The sequence below is a fragment of the Micromonospora sp. NPDC049836 genome (assembly GCF_044465125.1).
Lineage (GTDB): Bacteria > Actinomycetota > Actinomycetes > Mycobacteriales > Micromonosporaceae > Micromonospora.
Genome location: NZ_JBITLH010000001.1, coordinates 361,390 through 376,905, shown reverse-complemented (window position 1 = coordinate 376,905; position 15,516 = coordinate 361,390). Strand labels below are relative to the sequence as shown.

Annotated in this window: 17 protein-coding genes; 9 read left to right on the top strand and 8 right to left on the bottom strand. The window is 73.8% G+C overall.

The window, feature by feature from the left end; translation table 11 throughout:
* Window positions 1-156: 156 nt before the first annotated feature.
* The 3 genes from otsB to ACIBPB_RS01705 form a co-directional block, all read right to left on the bottom strand.
* A complete protein-coding gene (otsB, locus tag ACIBPB_RS01715) occupies window positions 157-981 on the bottom strand; it encodes a trehalose-phosphatase (RefSeq protein ID WP_396837722.1) in 825 nt (274 codons plus the stop codon).
* A 67-nt stretch (window positions 982-1,048) separates the two neighbouring features.
* Entirely contained in the window at window positions 1,049-1,402 is a 354-nt protein-coding gene (locus tag ACIBPB_RS01710) for a hypothetical protein (RefSeq protein WP_046562518.1), read from the bottom strand.
* Between the two features lie 179 nt (window positions 1,403-1,581).
* Window positions 1,582-2,022 carry a helix-turn-helix domain-containing protein gene (locus ACIBPB_RS01705; RefSeq protein ID WP_396837721.1) on the bottom strand — a complete coding sequence of 147 codons (441 nt, stop codon included), beginning with the start codon at window positions 2,020-2,022 and terminating at the stop codon, window positions 1,582-1,584.
* 264 nt (window positions 2,023-2,286) lie between these two features.
* Between ACIBPB_RS01705 and ACIBPB_RS01700 the strand changes: the two genes are divergently transcribed.
* The 6 genes from ACIBPB_RS01700 (at window position 2,287) to ACIBPB_RS01675 (ending at window position 7,791) form a co-directional block, all read left to right on the top strand.
* On the top strand, window positions 2,287-2,628 hold the full coding sequence (locus tag ACIBPB_RS01700) for a hypothetical protein (protein ID WP_357326338.1): 342 nt from the start codon (window positions 2,287-2,289) through the stop codon (window positions 2,626-2,628).
* A 34-nt stretch (window positions 2,629-2,662) separates the two neighbouring features.
* On the top strand, window positions 2,663-3,109 hold the full coding sequence (locus tag ACIBPB_RS01695) for a hypothetical protein (RefSeq protein WP_396837720.1): 447 nt from the start codon (window positions 2,663-2,665) through the stop codon (window positions 3,107-3,109).
* A 398-nt stretch (window positions 3,110-3,507) separates the two neighbouring features.
* Window positions 3,508-4,923, top strand: coding sequence for a PhoH family protein (locus ACIBPB_RS01690; protein ID WP_396837719.1), 1,416 nt, complete (start codon window positions 3,508-3,510; stop codon window positions 4,921-4,923).
* 335 nt (window positions 4,924-5,258) lie between these two features.
* Window positions 5,259-5,939, top strand: coding sequence for a lytic transglycosylase domain-containing protein (locus tag ACIBPB_RS01685; protein WP_396837718.1), 681 nt, complete (start codon window positions 5,259-5,261; stop codon window positions 5,937-5,939).
* Window positions 5,940-6,056: 117 nt separating this feature from the next.
* Entirely contained in the window at window positions 6,057-6,719 is a 663-nt protein-coding gene (locus ACIBPB_RS01680) for a rhomboid family intramembrane serine protease (RefSeq protein ID WP_046562524.1), read from the top strand.
* A 103-nt stretch (window positions 6,720-6,822) separates the two neighbouring features.
* Window positions 6,823-7,791 (top strand): NAD(P)/FAD-dependent oxidoreductase, encoded by a 969-nt coding sequence (locus ACIBPB_RS01675; protein WP_357326352.1) that lies wholly within the window; start codon window positions 6,823-6,825, stop codon window positions 7,789-7,791.
* A gap of 49 nt (window positions 7,792-7,840) precedes the next feature.
* Here ACIBPB_RS01675 and ACIBPB_RS01670 read toward each other — a convergent pair whose 3' ends face one another.
* Window positions 7,841-8,527, bottom strand: a complete 687-nt coding sequence (locus tag ACIBPB_RS01670; protein ID WP_396837717.1) for a TetR/AcrR family transcriptional regulator — start codon at window positions 8,525-8,527, stop codon at window positions 7,841-7,843.
* Window positions 8,528-8,665: 138 nt separating this feature from the next.
* Between ACIBPB_RS01670 and ACIBPB_RS01665 the strand changes: the two genes are divergently transcribed.
* Complete coding sequence (locus ACIBPB_RS01665; protein WP_396837716.1) at window positions 8,666-9,616, top strand: NAD-dependent epimerase/dehydratase family protein; 951 nt, start codon at window positions 8,666-8,668, stop codon at window positions 9,614-9,616.
* Here the strand turns inward: ACIBPB_RS01665 and ACIBPB_RS01660 are convergent.
* Both ACIBPB_RS01660 and glpX read right to left on the bottom strand, forming a co-directional pair.
* Complete coding sequence (locus ACIBPB_RS01660) at window positions 9,582-10,553, bottom strand: DMT family transporter (RefSeq protein WP_357326362.1); 972 nt, start codon at window positions 10,551-10,553, stop codon at window positions 9,582-9,584. The genes ACIBPB_RS01665 and ACIBPB_RS01660 overlap by 35 nt on opposite strands.
* On the bottom strand, window positions 10,550-11,581 hold the full coding sequence (glpX, locus tag ACIBPB_RS01655) for a class II fructose-bisphosphatase (protein ID WP_396837715.1): 1,032 nt from the start codon (window positions 11,579-11,581) through the stop codon (window positions 10,550-10,552). Before glpX ends, ACIBPB_RS01660 begins: the two co-directional genes overlap by 4 nt.
* A gap of 159 nt (window positions 11,582-11,740) precedes the next feature.
* On the opposite strand from glpX, the gene ACIBPB_RS01650 reads away from it, so the two are divergent.
* Together ACIBPB_RS01650 and ACIBPB_RS01645 are read left to right on the top strand one after the other, a co-directional pair.
* Window positions 11,741-12,505, top strand: a complete 765-nt coding sequence (locus tag ACIBPB_RS01650) for a DUF4245 family protein (RefSeq protein WP_396837714.1) — start codon at window positions 11,741-11,743, stop codon at window positions 12,503-12,505.
* A 250-nt stretch (window positions 12,506-12,755) separates the two neighbouring features.
* Window positions 12,756-13,598 (top strand): hypothetical protein, encoded by an 843-nt coding sequence (locus ACIBPB_RS01645; RefSeq protein ID WP_396837713.1) that lies wholly within the window; start codon window positions 12,756-12,758, stop codon window positions 13,596-13,598.
* Window positions 13,599-13,728: 130 nt separating this feature from the next.
* Here ACIBPB_RS01645 and ACIBPB_RS01640 read toward each other — a convergent pair whose 3' ends face one another.
* Together ACIBPB_RS01640 and xseA are read right to left on the bottom strand one after the other, a co-directional pair.
* A complete protein-coding gene (locus ACIBPB_RS01640) occupies window positions 13,729-13,950 on the bottom strand; it encodes an exodeoxyribonuclease VII small subunit (protein ID WP_046562612.1) in 222 nt (73 codons plus the stop codon).
* 154 nt (window positions 13,951-14,104) lie between these two features.
* Complete coding sequence (gene xseA, locus ACIBPB_RS01635) at window positions 14,105-15,346, bottom strand: exodeoxyribonuclease VII large subunit (RefSeq protein WP_396837712.1); 1,242 nt, start codon at window positions 15,344-15,346, stop codon at window positions 14,105-14,107.
* Between the last annotated feature and the right edge of the window lie 170 nt (window positions 15,347-15,516).

Sequence of the window (15,516 nt, the reverse complement as noted above, 5' to 3'; positions counted from 1 at the left end):
CCCCGCCCTCGACCCCCGCCCTCGCCCTCCGCCCCACCGCCCCGTCGATCATGGACTTGTGGCGCCCGAATTACCCGTGATGCCGCCTTCGTTCACCACCACAACTCCATGATCGGCGGAGCTGGGGGCGGGGCGGGGGCGGGTGGGGTGGGTGGGTTAGGGGAGGTGGGGGAGGGCGGCGGTGAGGAAGGTGCCGAGGGCGGCGGGGGAGTCGAGGGTGAGGTCGGCGGCGTCGGCGACCTCGTGGCCGGTCTCCGGGTTGGCGACGGCCACGCAGACGCCGATGAACTCCGGGTCGGCGGCGGCACGGGCGCGCAGCGCGGCGAACGCCTTGATGTCGGAGACGTCGTCACCGAAGTACCAGGCACCGCCGGCGTCCCGGATCACCTCGCCGATGACCAGGCCCTTGTCCCGGTCGACCGGGGGCTTCAGCTCCAGCACCATCCGCCCGGCCTGGCAGCGCAGGCCGAGCCGCTCGGCGTTGGCCCGGCCCCACTCCTGCACCAGGTCACCGAGTTGCGGGGCGGTCCGCCAGTGCAGCGCGACGGAGAGCCGCTTGAACTCGACCAGGGCGCCGGGCGGCAGTTCGGCGCGGGCCTGGTCGGCCAGCTCGGCCATGGTGGGCACCCAGGGCAGCGCGGCGGGCTCGGTGACCGTCTCGCCGCCGGAGTGGCTGTGCTCCAGGCCGTAGAGCCCGTACAGGTCGATGCCGGCGAGGCCGCCGAACTGGTCGCGGAGGAACTCCACCGGGCGCGCGGAGACGATGGCGATCCGGCGTACCCGCGGGGCGAGCGCCGCCAGCGCGCTGAGCACCCGGGGAGCGGGCCGGACCGTGGTGGGATCGTCGCCGACCGGCGCGAGGGTGCCGTCGAAGTCGAAGAAGAGGACCACGTCCCGCGCGCGTGCCGCGGTGGCGCGCCACGCGTGCTCGGCGTCCAACGGGGTCCTTGGCTGCTGGTTGCCCAGATTCAACGGCGGCACGCGCGTCAGCGTACCCCGCGCCGGGCGGGGTATTCGTGGCCGCGATGGTTGGCCGGCCAGGTGGTGGTCAGCGTTCGGCGGCTCCCCGTCCCCGGCGCCCGAACGGCACCACGGCCGCGTCCTGGCCGTGGCTGAGCAGGTAGCCCTCCACGAAGCCGGTGTTCCGGTCGCCGGTGTGTGCCTCGATCTCGTTGAGCCGCGCCACCAGGAACTCGGTGAGCGCGCTGACCCGGTCGTTGAGCCGGTCGTGCAGTTCGGCGACGACGGCGAGGACCACCGAGGTGCCGGCAGTGATGAGCGCGAAGAGGTTGACGACCAGGGGAAGCTGCCCGCCGTTCAGTACGCCGACCACCACGTTGCCGGTCACGCACGATGTCACCGACACCACCGCGACCACGACTGCCAACCATTTCAGGGTCATGGACAGACCCCTCCTTCTGTCCCGCAGGGCTGAGTTCGGCCTTGTCCCGTCCCCCCGCCGACGACGAGCCCCGAGCAGTACAAACAGGGACGCTAGCGCGTCCGATCCGGGCCCGGAGGGGATAGATCGGATCTGTCCGGGGGTTCTTTCGCCATTTGCGGAACTGCCTGGCGTGTCGACTATCCGGCCTGCCTGCCTCGTTTTCCGGAATCCGTCGGCAGGGTCGGGCGGTACGCGAGGTAGCGGATGGTTTCCCGGATGTGGAACTTCTCCGCGTCCGAGACCCGGGGGTCGACCAGCCGGCGCAGCAGTGCCTCGACGTCCGGGTCCATCGGCGGCGGGGTGGGGCTGGCCTTCGGCGCGGTCGCCCGGTCCCAGCCCAGCGCGGTGAAGGCGGCCGCCGGGTTGAGGCCGAGCCCTTCGCAGAAGGCGACCACCCGTTCCACCTCGGGGTCGCTGGCCCAGTCGCCGCGTACCCAGCGGTTGATGGTCTGCCGGGAGACCCCGGTGCGCCGGGAGACCTCGGTGCCGCTCCAGGCCCGCATGGCGCGCGCGTCGTCCAGCGCGCGGCGAACGAAGGTGGCGAAGGCGATCTTCCGGGCGTTGGCCGTCTCGGTCACTCCGTGACGGTACGGCGCGGCCGGTCCGACGGCGCGGCCCGGCACGCTGTTGTCACGCCGACGAGACGGAGGATCCGGAGCGCCGGTAAACGATTGGGGAGTGCTCTTGAGGGGTGCCACCCGGGCAGAATAGATGGACGCCAGTACGGCGGTAAACGGACGAAAAGCTGATACTGTCACGCTCATGAGACAACTTACGGTGTGTCACGTGCATGAGACGACGAGTGCTCACATGCGTCACTCCGCGAGTGCCGAGGGGGTCTCGTGACCGAGCTCGCGACCCGCTCCCAGGCCTTTGGCCTGATCGCGGCCGGGGTGGCCGCCGGGTTGAGCGCACCGTGGCGCCTCTACCTGGCCCGGGGCTGCCGCTATCTGTCGCTCAGCGTCGGCGACCGGGACGAGTGGGACGCCTGGCGTACCCACCTGGGCTGCCCCGAACTGAGCGTCCGGGTCTACGACGCCGGCGGCGACATCCGCCGGACCTCGGTGGCCGAGGTGATCCTGGACGGCTGCCGGATCAGCGTCGAGCTGGTCGAGGAGGTCAGCACCGAGGACCTGGAGCGGCTGCTGGTCGTCGACCCGGTGGCCGAACCGGAGGAGCGATGAGCCGCCGGGCCGGGACGCGGGCGGGGGTGACCCGGTGAGCCCTTTCCTGGCCGTCCTCCTCGTCCTCCTGCTCGGCTCGACCTGCTACGCGGCGGGCCGGCTGCACGGGCAGCTCAGCTACCGGATCGGCTACCGCTTCGGCTACCGGCAGGGGTATTTCGACGGTGACCGGGGCGCCTGGAACCGGCGGCGCCGCGACGCGCAGGCCGCGATCGCCTCGGCGCTGGCCCGGTCCACCCCGGTGTCCGCCCCGGTCCCGGTGTCCGCCCCGCCCAGCCGCGCCGCGGTCCCGTTCGCCGGCACCGCCGTACCGGCCGCGGTGACCGCGAAGCCCGCACCCGGCGCGGCCCCGCGGGCCACCGCGACCGTGCAGCTCGGCGGACTCGCCACCCGGCAGGGCACCACGTACACGGGCTCCTCGTTCAGCGCGTCTTTGGGGGGCGGGCGGCAGACCGGGACCCTGGTACGCCGGCACGGCTGAGGCCGCCCGGGCGCGGTGCGTCGTTCGCGGCGGACGCGCACCGTCTGGGCCACCGCCGACTGGTGACGGTGGTCCGGCCGGCCGGGATGCGCGCAGGGGGCATGCATCCCGGCCGGCCTCGCGCCGCGGTCGACCTTCCGAACGACCATGCGCCGCACCGGGCCGGGCGGCGCTGAGCGGGCTGGGTTCACCCGGTCGATGCGCCGCAGCCCCGGGCCACCACTAGCCGACGGGCCGCGCGGGCATTAGCGTCTAGACATGGCGCGGGGCTTTCCCGGGCCAGCCGGACAGCCCGGACCTGCGACCTCGCGCACGGGGCCCGCATCCGACCCCGTGTCCACCGGGCACCGGACGAGGCGGAACTCGGGTGGCCGGGTGCCCATCCGCGGAGCAGGCCTGTGACCACTCGCCGTACCCCCGCCGGTGCCGACCAGACCCCGGCCGCGACCGCCGTGACCCGCCGGACCACCCGCAGCCGCCGCACCGCGGCGCCCGCGTCGGCCGGCACCGAGGAGCCCCGACCAGCCGGCCCGGCCTTTGTCCTGGACACCTCGGTGCTGCTCTCCGATCCCGCGGCGTTCTACCGCTTCGCCGAACACGAGGTGGTGCTGCCGCTGGTGGTCATCTCGGAGTTGGAAGGCAAGCGGCACCATCCCGAGCTGGGCTGGTTCGCCCGCCAGTCCCTGCGGATGCTCGACGAGCTGCGGGTGCGGCACGGCCGGCTCGATCGGCCGGTGCCCGCCAACGACCAGGGCGGCACCCTCCGGGTCGAGTTGAACCACACCGACGACGGGGTGCTGCCACCGGGGTTCCGCAACGAGTCGAACGATGCCCGCATCCTCTCGGTGGCGCTCAACCTGGCCGCCGAGGGGCGGGAGGTCACCCTGGTCAGCAAGGACATGCCGCTGCGGGTGAAGGCGGCCTCGGTGGGCCTGCGCGCCGACGAGTACCGGCACGGCCAGGCCAGCGACCCGACCTGGACCGGCATGGCCGAGCTGGAGCTGACCGAGGAGGAGATCGCCCGGCTCTACGCGGGCGAGACGCTGGACCTGGATGCCGCCGCCGGCCTGCCCTGCCACACCGGGCTGGTGCTGCAGTCCGGCCGGGGCTCGGCGCTGGGTCGGGTACTGCCGGACAAGACCGTCCGGCTGGTCCGGGGCGACCGGGAGGCGTTCGGCGTGCACGGCCGCTCGGCGGAGCAGCGGGTCGCGCTGGACCTGCTGCTGGACGAGGCGATCGGCATCGTGTCGCTGGGCGGCCGGGCCGGCACCGGGAAGTCGGCCCTGGCGCTCTGCGCCGGCCTGGAGGCGGTGATGGAGCGCCGCCGCCACAAGAAGGTCATCGTCTTCCGCCCGCTCTACGCGGTCGGCGGTCAGGAGCTCGGCTACCTGCCCGGCTCCGAGTCGGAGAAGATGTCCCCCTGGGCGCAGGCGGTCTTCGACACCCTCGGCTCCGTGGTGCACGAGAACGTGCTGGAGGAGGTCATCGCCCGTGGCCTGCTGGAGGTGCTGCCGCTGACCCACATCCGGGGCCGCAGCCTGCACGACGCGTTCGTCATCGTGGACGAGGCGCAGTCGTTGGAGCGGGGAGTGCTGCTCACCGTGCTGTCCCGGATCGGTCAGGGGTCCCGGGTGGTGCTCACCCACGACGTGGCGCAGCGGGACAACCTGCGGGTGGGGCGGCACGACGGGGTGACCGCCGTGATCGAGGCGCTGAAGGGTCATCCGCTCTTCGCGCACGTCACCCTCAGCCGTTCGGAGCGTTCACCGATCGCCGCAATGGTCACTGACCTGTTGGAGGATGGACCGCTCTGATCCGGGCTTTTGCCCGCTTTTGTGGGCATTCGCCTTGTGGTGCAGATCACAAATAAGGCCCAGCGTTTCCCATCAGCCTCACTGTGCGCAATGGTGTCCATCGAGCGTCTCCGACAACTCCAGTTCCGCGCGGCCAGGTTCGCGCACCGATCTGGAGTCGTCGGACGCCCCGACAGGATCGTCGAGCATCGTTCGCCCCGGCGCGGCGAAGGGCCACGAACCGCGGGGCGGCGGCCGCGAGTTCGGGGCCGGGGCGCTCGCGGCGTGCCGACGCGCGGCCATTGAGGCGGCCAGGCGTCCGCGCCGTGTCCTTGCCCCCGACGAAGGGACACTTCGTGAGTCGGCTGTGGAGCCGGTTCGGCGCCCGTACGGCCGCTGTCGCGCTGCTTTCCGTGGGCGTCGCCGGTGGCTTCTACCTGGGCGAAGACCGTCAGACCCAGCAGCAGGGCCTGACCGCGCAGGTCGGCCTCGAGGTCGATCAGGCGGAGTACGCGTACCAGCGGGACCGGCAGGCCGACCACCGGTTGGTGTCGGCCAAGCAGCGGGCCGCCGAGTACCAGGCGAAGCTGCGGGCCGCCGCGGCGGCCAAGGAGGCCGCCGAGCGGGCCAAGGAGGCCGAGGCGGCCGCCGCGTCCCGCAAGAAGGAGCGCGAGGCCGCGGCCAAGGCGGTCACCAAGCCGTACGACGGACCGATCCCGTCCTCCTGCGAGGAGTACAGCGGCAACCGCAAGATCGGTTGCGCGATCATGCTCGACGAGGGCTTCGACATCGACCAGTTCCCCTGTCTGGACAAGCTCTGGACCAAGGAGAGCGGCTGGAACCACAAGGCGTACAACGCGGGGTCCGGCGCGTACGGCATCCCCCAGGCGCTCCCGGGCAGCAAGATGGGCTCGGTCGCCGACGACTGGAAGACCAACCCGGCCACCCAGATCAAGTGGGGCCTCGGCTACATCGAGGGCCGGTACAACAACCCGTGCGGTGCCTGGCAGCACTCGCAGAACAGCGGTTGGTACTGATCGGACGCCCATCGACGGCGGGCGGCGCGGATATCCGCGCCGCCCGCCGTCGTCTCATCCCGGTCGGCTGCGGCGCTCGGGTGGCGGTCGGGCCCGATTGCTGATAGCTGTTGGTACGTGACCTGGCGCGGTGGCCCCACGGGCGGCGATCCCCGACGGTTCGGCACCGAGGCGTTCTACGCCTCGCTGGGTCGGGCCTTCGTGGCGATGTGCGCGGTCGTGCCGGTCCTCTTCCTCATCGAGGCCCTCGACGTCGGCCTCCGCGCCGACCTCGACGTCACCGCCGGGATCATCCCGCGCCGGATCCAGGGGCTCGACGGAGTGATCTTCTCGCCGTTCCTGCACGCCGGCTGGAACCACCTCTACAGCAACAGCATCCCGCTGATCCTGCTCGGCACCTTCGTGCTGGCCGCGGGCACCCGCCGGTTCCTCTGGTCCACCATGGTGATCATCCTGGTCAGCGGTCTGGGGGTGTGGTTCACCGGCTCGCCGAACTCGGTGGTGGTCGGCGCGAGCGGGGTGATCTTCGGCTATCTCGGCATCCTGCTCACCCGTGGGGTGGTCGAGCGGAGCTGGTGGAACTTCGCGGTGGTGCTGCTGGTCGGCCTGCTCTACGGCTGGCAGCTGCTCGGCATCCTCCCGACCGACGAGCGCATCTCCTGGCAGGGGCACCTGTTCGGGTTCCTCGGCGGGATCGTCGCGGCGATCCTGTTCCGCCGCCGCCGGGACGAGCTGCCCGACCCGGCGCCGGTCGAGCCGTCCACCGTCACCCTCCCCTGATCGGGCACCGACGCGGATCCGGGACGTGCTTGCCCGGTGACCCCCGGCCGCCTACCGTCGGGATCAATACGCGTTGATCCGTGACCGAAAGTGACGGTACGCCATGCGCGAGGTCGATGTCGCCGTGATCGGGGCCGGTCCGGCCGGGCTCTTCGCCGCGTACTACGCCGGCTTCCGCGGGCTCTCCGTGGCCGTCGTCGACGCGCTGCCCGAGCCGGGCGGGCAGGTCACCGCCATGTACCCGGAGAAGCTCATCCTCGACGTCGCCGGCTTCCCGGCGGTCAAGGGCCGGGAGCTGGTGGCCAACCTGGTCGCCCAGGCCGCGCCCTTCCAGCCCGAATACCTGCTCGGGGTCCGCGCCGAGAAGCTGGCGTACCTCGACGGGCGGCCGGTGCTCGGGCTGGCCGGCGGGGACCAGTTGCACTGCGGGGCGGTGGTGGTGACCGGCGGGCTGGGCAGCTTCGCGCCGCGACCACTGCCGGTGGCGGACAGCTTCCTGGGCGCCGGGATCGTCTATTTCGTGCCGCAGCCGGCCGAGCTGGCCGGCCGGGACGTGCTGATCGTCGGCGGCGGCGACTCCGCGTTCGACTGGGCGGTCACCCTGGCGCCGCTCGCCCGGTCGGTCACCCTGGTGCACCGGCGGGAGAAGTTCCGGGCCCACGCCTCCACCGTGGCGCGGGTCCGCGCGCTGCCCGTGCGGGTGGTGGTCAACGCCGAGGTGACCCAGCTGTACGGGGAGGACCGGGTCACCGGTGCCGAGCTGACCGTACGCGGCGGGCCGGTGGAGACGCTCCCGGTGGACACCGTCGTGGCCGCGCTCGGCTTCACCGCCGACCTGGGGCCGCTGGCCGAGTGGGGGTTGAACCTGGACCGCCGGCACATCGTGGTGGACAGTGCGATGGCCACCAACCTGCCCCGGGTCTTCGCGGCCGGCGACATCACCGAGTACCCGGGCAAGGTCCGGCTGATCGCCACCGGTTTCGGCGAGGCCGCCACCGCGGTGAACAACGCGGCCGTGGCGATCGACCCGTCCGCGCACCTGTTCCCCGGTCACTCCTCCGACGGCACCTGAGCCGTCCGGGAGCGCGACGACCGGGTTCCCGCGGTCGGCCCGCCGGCGTTCAGGGCAGGCCGATGAGGTCGGCCATCAGGGCGGTCTGGTGGTCGAAGTACTCGTCGCGGTGCGGCAGCATCCGGTTGAACCGGCCGAAGAGTTCGAAGCTGATCAGGCCGAAGAGCTGGGTCCAGCCGGCCATGCCCCGGGCCAGCAGCGCGGCGGGCAGCGCCATGGAGGTGCCCGCGGCGACCTCGGCCAGGTCGTCGCGAAGCGGCTCGGGCAGTTCCTCCTCGGTCGGGCGGAGCCGGCCGCTGGCGACCCCGTCGCGGAGGATGCCGACCAGGGTCAGCGGGGGGCGCGACGCCGGCGCCACGGTGTCGTCGGGGGCGGCGTACCCGGGGACCGGACTGCCGTAGAGCAGGGCGTACTCGGCGGGGTGGGCGAGCGCCCAGGTCCGGGCGGCCCGGCACGCCGCGTGCCAGCGCCCGCGCAGGTCGGCCCGGTCGGCCGCGGCGTCGGCCGCCTCCACCGCGCCGCCGAGCGCCTGGTACGCGTCGAGGATCAGCGCGGTGAGCAGGTCGTCGCGGCTGGGGAAGTAGCGGTAGATGGCCGAGGAGACCATGCCCATGTCGCGGGCGACCGCGCGCAGCGAGAGGTTCGCGCCGTCGGTGGCCAGGTGGCGGCGGGCCACCGCCTTGATCTCGTCGATCATTCCGGCGCGGACCCGGGCGCGGAGCGAGGGAGCGACCATGCCCCCACTCTGCCACGTCTGAGAGCGGCAATCAAAAGAGAGAGCACCGCTCTTGACGGAAGGGGGCGCGGTGGAGCATGCTCTGTTGCGAGAGCGGTGCTCTCAGAACGCATCCCCGCTTCGAAGGGTGGCCCCTCCATGGCCCTGCACGTGATCGTCGGCGCCGGACCCGTCGGCACCGCCACCGCCCGCCTCCTCGCCGACCGCGGCGAGCGGGTACGGGTGGTGACCCGGCGCGGCACCGGACCCGACCACCCGGCGATCGAGCGGACCGCCGCCGACGCCGCCGACACCGACCGGCTCACCGCGCTGACCGAGGGCGCCGCGGCGCTCTACAACTGCGCCAACCCGGCGTACCACCGGTGGCCCACCGACTGGCCGCCGCTGGCCGCCGCGCTGCTCACCGCCGCGCAGCGGACCGGCGCGGTGCTCGCCACCGTCGGCAACCTCTACGGGTACGGACCGGTCGACGGCCCGATGACCGAGGCCACCCCGCTCGCCGCCACCGGCGTCAAGGGGCGGGTCCGCAACCGGATGTGGGCGGACGCGCTCGCCGCGCACCGGGCCGGCCAGGCCCGGATCACCGAGGTACGCGGCTCCGACTACCTGGGCACCGGCGGCTCCTCGCTGGCGATGATGGTGCTGCCCCGGGTGCTCGCCGGGCGACCGGTGTTCCTGCCGGTGGACTGGGACGCCCCGCACACCTGGACGTACATCCCGGACGTCGCCCGCACCCTGGTCGCCGCCGCGGCCGAGGAGCGGGCCTGGGGCCGGGCCTGGCACGTGCCCAGCTCACCGGCCGTGCCGATGCGGGACCTGGCCACCCGCGCCGCGGCCCTGGTCGGTGCCCGGGCGCCGCGCCTGATCCGGATGCCGTACCCGCTGCTCTGGCTCGCCGGGCTGGCCGACCCGACCGCCCGTGAGCTGCGCGAGACCGCCTACCAGTTCCGCCGGCCGTACGTGCTGGACGCCACCGCCGCCGAGCGGGCCCTCGGCCTCACGCCGACACCGCTGGACCAGGCCCTCGCCGAGACCGTCGCCGGACTGCGCCCGGTCACCGGCGCGGGGCCGGCCCGAGCGCGGCGATGAGGACCGCCACCATGGTCAGGGCGGCGCCGAGCAGGGTGTCCAGACCGGGGCGCGCGGCCGAGGTCGGGAGCAGCAGGTCGAGCAGGACGGCCCCGACGATCTGCCCGGCGATGGTGGCCAGGCCGAGCAGCAGCACCCCGGTGAAGCGGACGATGGCCGCGGCCAGCGCGATGAACACGATGCCGATGGGCCCGCCCAGATAGAGCCACGGCTCGGCCGGGAAGCCGCCGGCCGGGCGGCCCCGCACCGCCACCTCCACCGCGAAGGTGGCGAGCAACGCCGCCGTGCCGACGGCGAAGTTCACCAGCGTGGCGATCGTGGCGCTGCCGGCCGCCGCCCGCACCTGGCCGTTCACCGCCTGCTGCCAGGCGATGCCGACGCCGGCGGCCATCGGCAGCAGGGCCAGCGCCAGCGCGCCGGGGTCGCCCAGCCGGTCGCCCACCGCCAGCAGCACCGCCAGCACGGTGAGCACCGCGCCGACCAGCCGGTGCGGGGTGATCGGCTGCGGCCCGGTCGGTCCGAGGCCGGCCCGGTCCACCAGCAGGCTGCTGCCCGACTGCCCAGCCACCACGGCCACGGTGAACACGGCGACGCCGAGCGTGCCGATGGTGAGCCCCTGGGTGGCGACCAGGAAGGCGCCGCACAGGCCGCCCAGGCACTGCCAGGGCCGCAGCGAGCCGGCGCGCAGCGCCACCCGCAGGGCGGCCAGCCCGCGCCGGCCGGCCGGGGTGGCGGGGACCAGCACCAACAGGATCAGCAGGCCCACGCCGAACGAGACCACCGCCGCGGCGATCCCGTCGGCCAGCCGTACCCCCAACTCGCCGTTGATCCGGGACTGGACGGCCACGCCGACGCCGGCGCCGGTGGCCAGCCCGACGCCGGCGATCCGCCGGGCCGGCGGCAGCGTGGGCGGAGCCGCCGTCCCGGTCAGCGTCACTCCTGCTCGGCCAGGGGACGGCCGTCGAAGTCGACCGCCGAGTAGAGGGCCAGCTTCTCCAGCCGGTGGTACGAGTCGATCACCCGGATCGTGCCGCTCTTGGAGCGCATCACGATCGACTGGGTGTACGCCCCGCCGGAGCGGTAGCGCACCCCGCGCAGCAGGTCGCCCGAGGTGACGCCGGTGGCCACGAAGAAGCAGTTGTCGCCGGTGACCAGGTCGTCGGTGAAGAGCACCCGGTCCAGGTCGTGCCCGGCGGCGATCGCCTTCTCCCGCTCCTCGGCGTCCTTGGGCCAGAGCTTGGCCTGCATCATCCCGCCCATGCACTTGAGCGCGCAGGCCGCGGTGATGCCCTCCGGCGTGCCGCCGATGCCCATCAGCACGTCGACGTCGGACTCGCCCCGGGCCGCCGCGATCGCGCCGGCGATGTCGCCGTCGGAGATGAACCGGATGCCCGCCCCGGTCCGCCGGATCTGCTTGACCAGGTCGTCGTGGCGCGACCGGTCCAGCACGCAGACCGTCACCTCGGTGGCGTCGGTGCCCTTGACCCTGGCGATCCGGCGGATGTTCTCGGCCACCCCGGCGTTGATGTCGACCACGTCGGCGTACATCGGGCCGACGGCGAGCTTCTCCATGTAGAAGACGGCGCTCGGGTCGAACATCGCGCCGCGCTCGGCCACCGCGAGCACCGCGAGGGCGTTCGGCATGCCCTTGCTCATCAGCGTGGTGCCGTCGATCGGGTCGACCGCCACGTCCACCTCGGGACCGGTCCCGTCGCCGACCTCCTCGCCGTTGAAGAGCATCGGGGCGTTGTCCTTCTCGCCCTCGCCGATCACCACGACCCCGCGCATCGGGATCGAGTTGATCAGCTTGCGCATGGCGTCGACGGCGGCTCCGTCGCCGCCCTCCTTGTCGCCCCGACCGACCCAGCGGCCGGCGGCCATCGCCGCGGCCTCGGTGACCCGGACCAGGTCGAGGGCCAGGTTACGGTCCAGATCCTGGGGGGTTCGCGTCCTGGTGATTGTCATGACGGCTTCCTCCTCGCGACGTTGCGGGGTGGACCGGCGGGATGCGGCCGTCGCCGCCGCCGGTTTTGTCGCTGATCCTCACACGATCTCAGGTTCCGCGTCGGAGCGGGGCGGAGGAGGCCAGGATCACGCCTCACGGCGGGCTGCGAGAATGGTCGGGTGGAACCCGCACAGCCTGCCGACCGCGTACCGACCGACGCCACCCCGCCCGACGGCCAGCCGCCGGTCGGGCCCGCCGGGCCCGCTGCCCAGGCCGGGGAGCCGGCGCTGGTCGAGTCGTCGACCGGTCCCGCACCGCTGGCCGAGGCCGGCGAGCCGGCCCTCGTCGAACCGGTCGACCGGCCGGCCGCGGGCGAAGCCGGCCCGCAGCCCGCCGTCTCCGGCGACCAGCCCGCCCCGCCGGCCCGCAAGGAGAAGTCGCGCTCCGAGCGGTCGCCCCGGGACATGGCCCTGTCGCTGCTGGTGCTGCTGGTCCCCATCGTGCTGCTGCTCGCCTTCTACCGGGGCTTCCTGGGTGGGGACGAGCCGACCACCGTCGATGCCGCGCCCGCGATCGAGCAGGCCCGGGCGGCCGGCGCGTTCCCGGTCAGCGAGCCCGAAGGGCTGGCCTCCGGCTGGCGTACGGTCAGCGCCCGCTACCGGACCGAACCCGCCGGCGCCACGCTGCGGATCGGCTACCTGACCCCGGAGGGGCGGGGCGCCCAACTGGTGGAGAGCAACGTGCCGGCCGAGCAGTTGCTGCGCACCGAGCTGAAGGGCGGCCAGCCGCAGGGGCCGGCCGAGCTGCCCGGCGCGAGCTGGCAGCGGTACACCGCGCGGGACAACGAACAGGCCCTGGTCCTGCTCGAACCGAACCGCACGGTGCTCGTGATCGGTGACGCCCGGGAGGGCGAGCTGCGTCAGCTGGCCAGCGCGCTGCGCTGACCTGGCCGGCGTCGCCCGGGGGACCGGCCGGCGTCGCCCGGGCGGACGGCGGACGGCGCCCGGGTGGACGGCGGACGGCGGACCCAACCGGACAGGGATTGCCGAACACCACTTCAGGGAACAGAGGAGGCACGGACCCGTCGCCGCCTCCGAGGCCGCACCGGGACCGTGCGCCGGAGCCGGCGTCAGGGCTGCGGCGGAACGCCTCCGGCACCTCGTGGGCCGGACGACCCACCTGGAGAGGTTCACCATGAAGATTCGACGGTTCAGCGCCGCCGCCTTCGCCGCGGCGCTGCTCATCCCCGGCGTGGCCGCCTGCAACGACGGCGGGACCGCCGGCGCGGGGGCCTCCGGCACCCCGAGCGCCTCCGGCAGCATCGCGCCGAGCGGCAGCGCGGGCACCGGCGACGCCAAGCAGGCGCTGCTCGACTCCACGAACGCCATCCGCGACGGGAACTTCCGGTTCACCATGTCCGGCGCCGGCTCCACGGCGGAGGGGCAGGTGCACGAGCCGAGCCAGAGCGCGGAGATGCGGATGACGATCGGCGAGCCGTCGTCCGACCTGATGATGAAGCTGGACCTGATCCATCTCAAGCCGGACAGCTGGGTGAAGCTGGAACTCGGCGGGAAGGCCGCCAGCAGCGTCCCCGGCGTGCAGAAGCTCAATCTCGGCAAGTACCAGCACCTCGACCAGACCCGGATCAAGGGCAACCGGGCGCTCGGCTTCGACTTCGACAAGGTCGACCCGGCCGGCAGCGCCGTGCTGACCCAGGGCATCACCGAGGTCCGGCGGACCGGCGAGGGCGCGTACGCGGGCACCGTCGACGTGTCCAAGGCGGCCGAGGCCGGCTCGCTCGACCCCGCGGTGATCACCGCGCTCGGCACCCAGGCGAAGACCGTGCCGTTCACCGCCAAGGTGGACGGGCAGGGCCGGCTCAGCGAGCTGGTGCTCCAGCTCCCCGCCGCCGGGCAGAGCGCCGCCCAGGACATCAAGATCACGTACTCGGACTACGGCAGCGCGACCGCCGCCCAGAAGCCCCCGGCCGACCAGGTCGTCGAGGCACCGGCCGAGTTCTACAACCTGTTCAGCTGACCGAACGCTTCGGTGGGGCGGCCACGGCCGCCCCACCGGCGTTTCCGGTCAGTCCTCGGCGGCTCGGTCGCCGCGCCGGCGGTTCCGGTCGCTGTGGCGGCGGTTCCGGTCGCCGCGCCGGCGTTTTCGGTCAGTCCTCGGCGGGTTGCCGGGCGGCGTCGATACGGGCGCGGGCACCGTCCAGCCAGCGCTGGCAGACGCCGGCGAGCCGCTCGCCCCGCTCCCAGAGCGCCAGCGACTCCTCCAGCGAGGTCCCGCCGGCCTCCAGCCGCTCGACCACCTGGGCCAGCTCGGCCCGCGCCTGCTCGTAGCTGAGCCGCTCGTCCGGCCCGGCGTCTCTCTGGTCGCTCATCGGGCCCATCCCATCACACTCCCGGCGCGGACCGTGGGCACGGGTCGCCGGGTGCGGGCGGCGCGTCGCCGGAACCCGCCGAGTCGAGGCGGCGTCAACCCGCCGGGTCGAGGCGGCGTCAACCCGCCGGGTCGAGGCGGCGTCCGGGGGCCGGTCAGCTCCCGCCGTCCACCGTCGCGCCCAGCTCGCCCTCGGCGAGGCGGACCCGCAGCGGGTCGCCCTTGGCCACCTCGGACGCCGCGCGGACCACGTGCCCGTCGGCGCGCTGGACGATCGCGTACCCCCGGTCGAGGGTCGCGGCGGGGGAGAGAGCGCGCAGCCGGGCCAGGGTGTGCCGCAGGTCGTCGCCGGCGGCGGCGAGCCGGTGGTCCAGGCAGCGGCCGGCGCGGTCGCGCAGCGCGACCACCTCGGCGGCCCGCTGCTCGACCATCACCTGGGGCCGGGCCAGCACGGGTCGGGAACGGAGCAGGTCGAGCCGGTGCGACTCCCGGTCCACCAGGTGGCGGACCGCCCGCTCCAGCCGGGACCGGGCCTGACCGATGAGGCGTACCTCCTCGGTGAGGTCGGGGACGACGCGCTTGGCCGCGTCGGTCGGCGTGGACGCGCGGACGTCGGCCACGTAGTCCAGCAGCGGCGTGTCCGTCTCGTGGCCGATCGCGCTGACCACGGGGGTACGGCAGGCGAAGACCGCCCGGCAGAGCGCCTCGTCGGAGAAGGGCAGCAGGTCCTCGATGCCGCCGCCGCCCCGGGCGATGACGATCACGTCGACGGTGGGGTCGGCGTCGAGCACCTTGAGCGCCGCCACGATGTCGGGCACCGCGCTCGGGCCCTGCACCGCCACGTTGACCGTGCGGAACTCCACGGCGGGCCAGCGCCGGCGCGCGTTGGTGAGCACGTCCCGCTCGGCGGCCGAGGCCCGCCCGGTGATCAGCCCGATCCGCTGCGGCAGGAACGGCGGGCGGCGCTTGCGGGACCGGTCGAAGAGTCCTTCCGCGGCGAGCAGCTTCTTGAGCTTCTCCAGCCGGGCCAGCAGCTCACCCAGCCCGACCTGGCGGATCTCGTCGGCGCGCAGGCTCAGCGTGCCCCGGGCGGCGTAGAACTCGGGCTTGGCGTGCAGCACCACCCGGGCGCCCTCACGCAGCTCGGGCGCGCCGGCGTCGAGCACGTCCCGGTTGGTGGTGACGGTCAGGCTCAGGTCGGCGGACGGGTCGCGCAGGGTGAGGAAGACGGTGCTGGCGCCCGGCCGGCGGCTGATCTGCGCCACCTGCCCGTCCACCCAGACCCACCCCAGCCGGGCGATCCACGCGCCGATCTTCTGGCTGACCACCCGGACCGGCCACGGCTCCTCGGACGTGCTCCGTCCGACCTCGCTGCCGCCCTGCCCCACCGCGCCCATCCGCCCACCCTAGTTCCCGCCGCACCGCCCACCCCGACACCACCTCCGCCCCGCCCGTGTCGTCCGAAACGGGACGGCGGTGAGTTCCGGGACCGCGCCGCGCCTGGTGATCAACGGGGTGGGGCGGGGACGGTCGACGCCTCGCGGCCGCTGCCGGCCGAAGAGCCGCC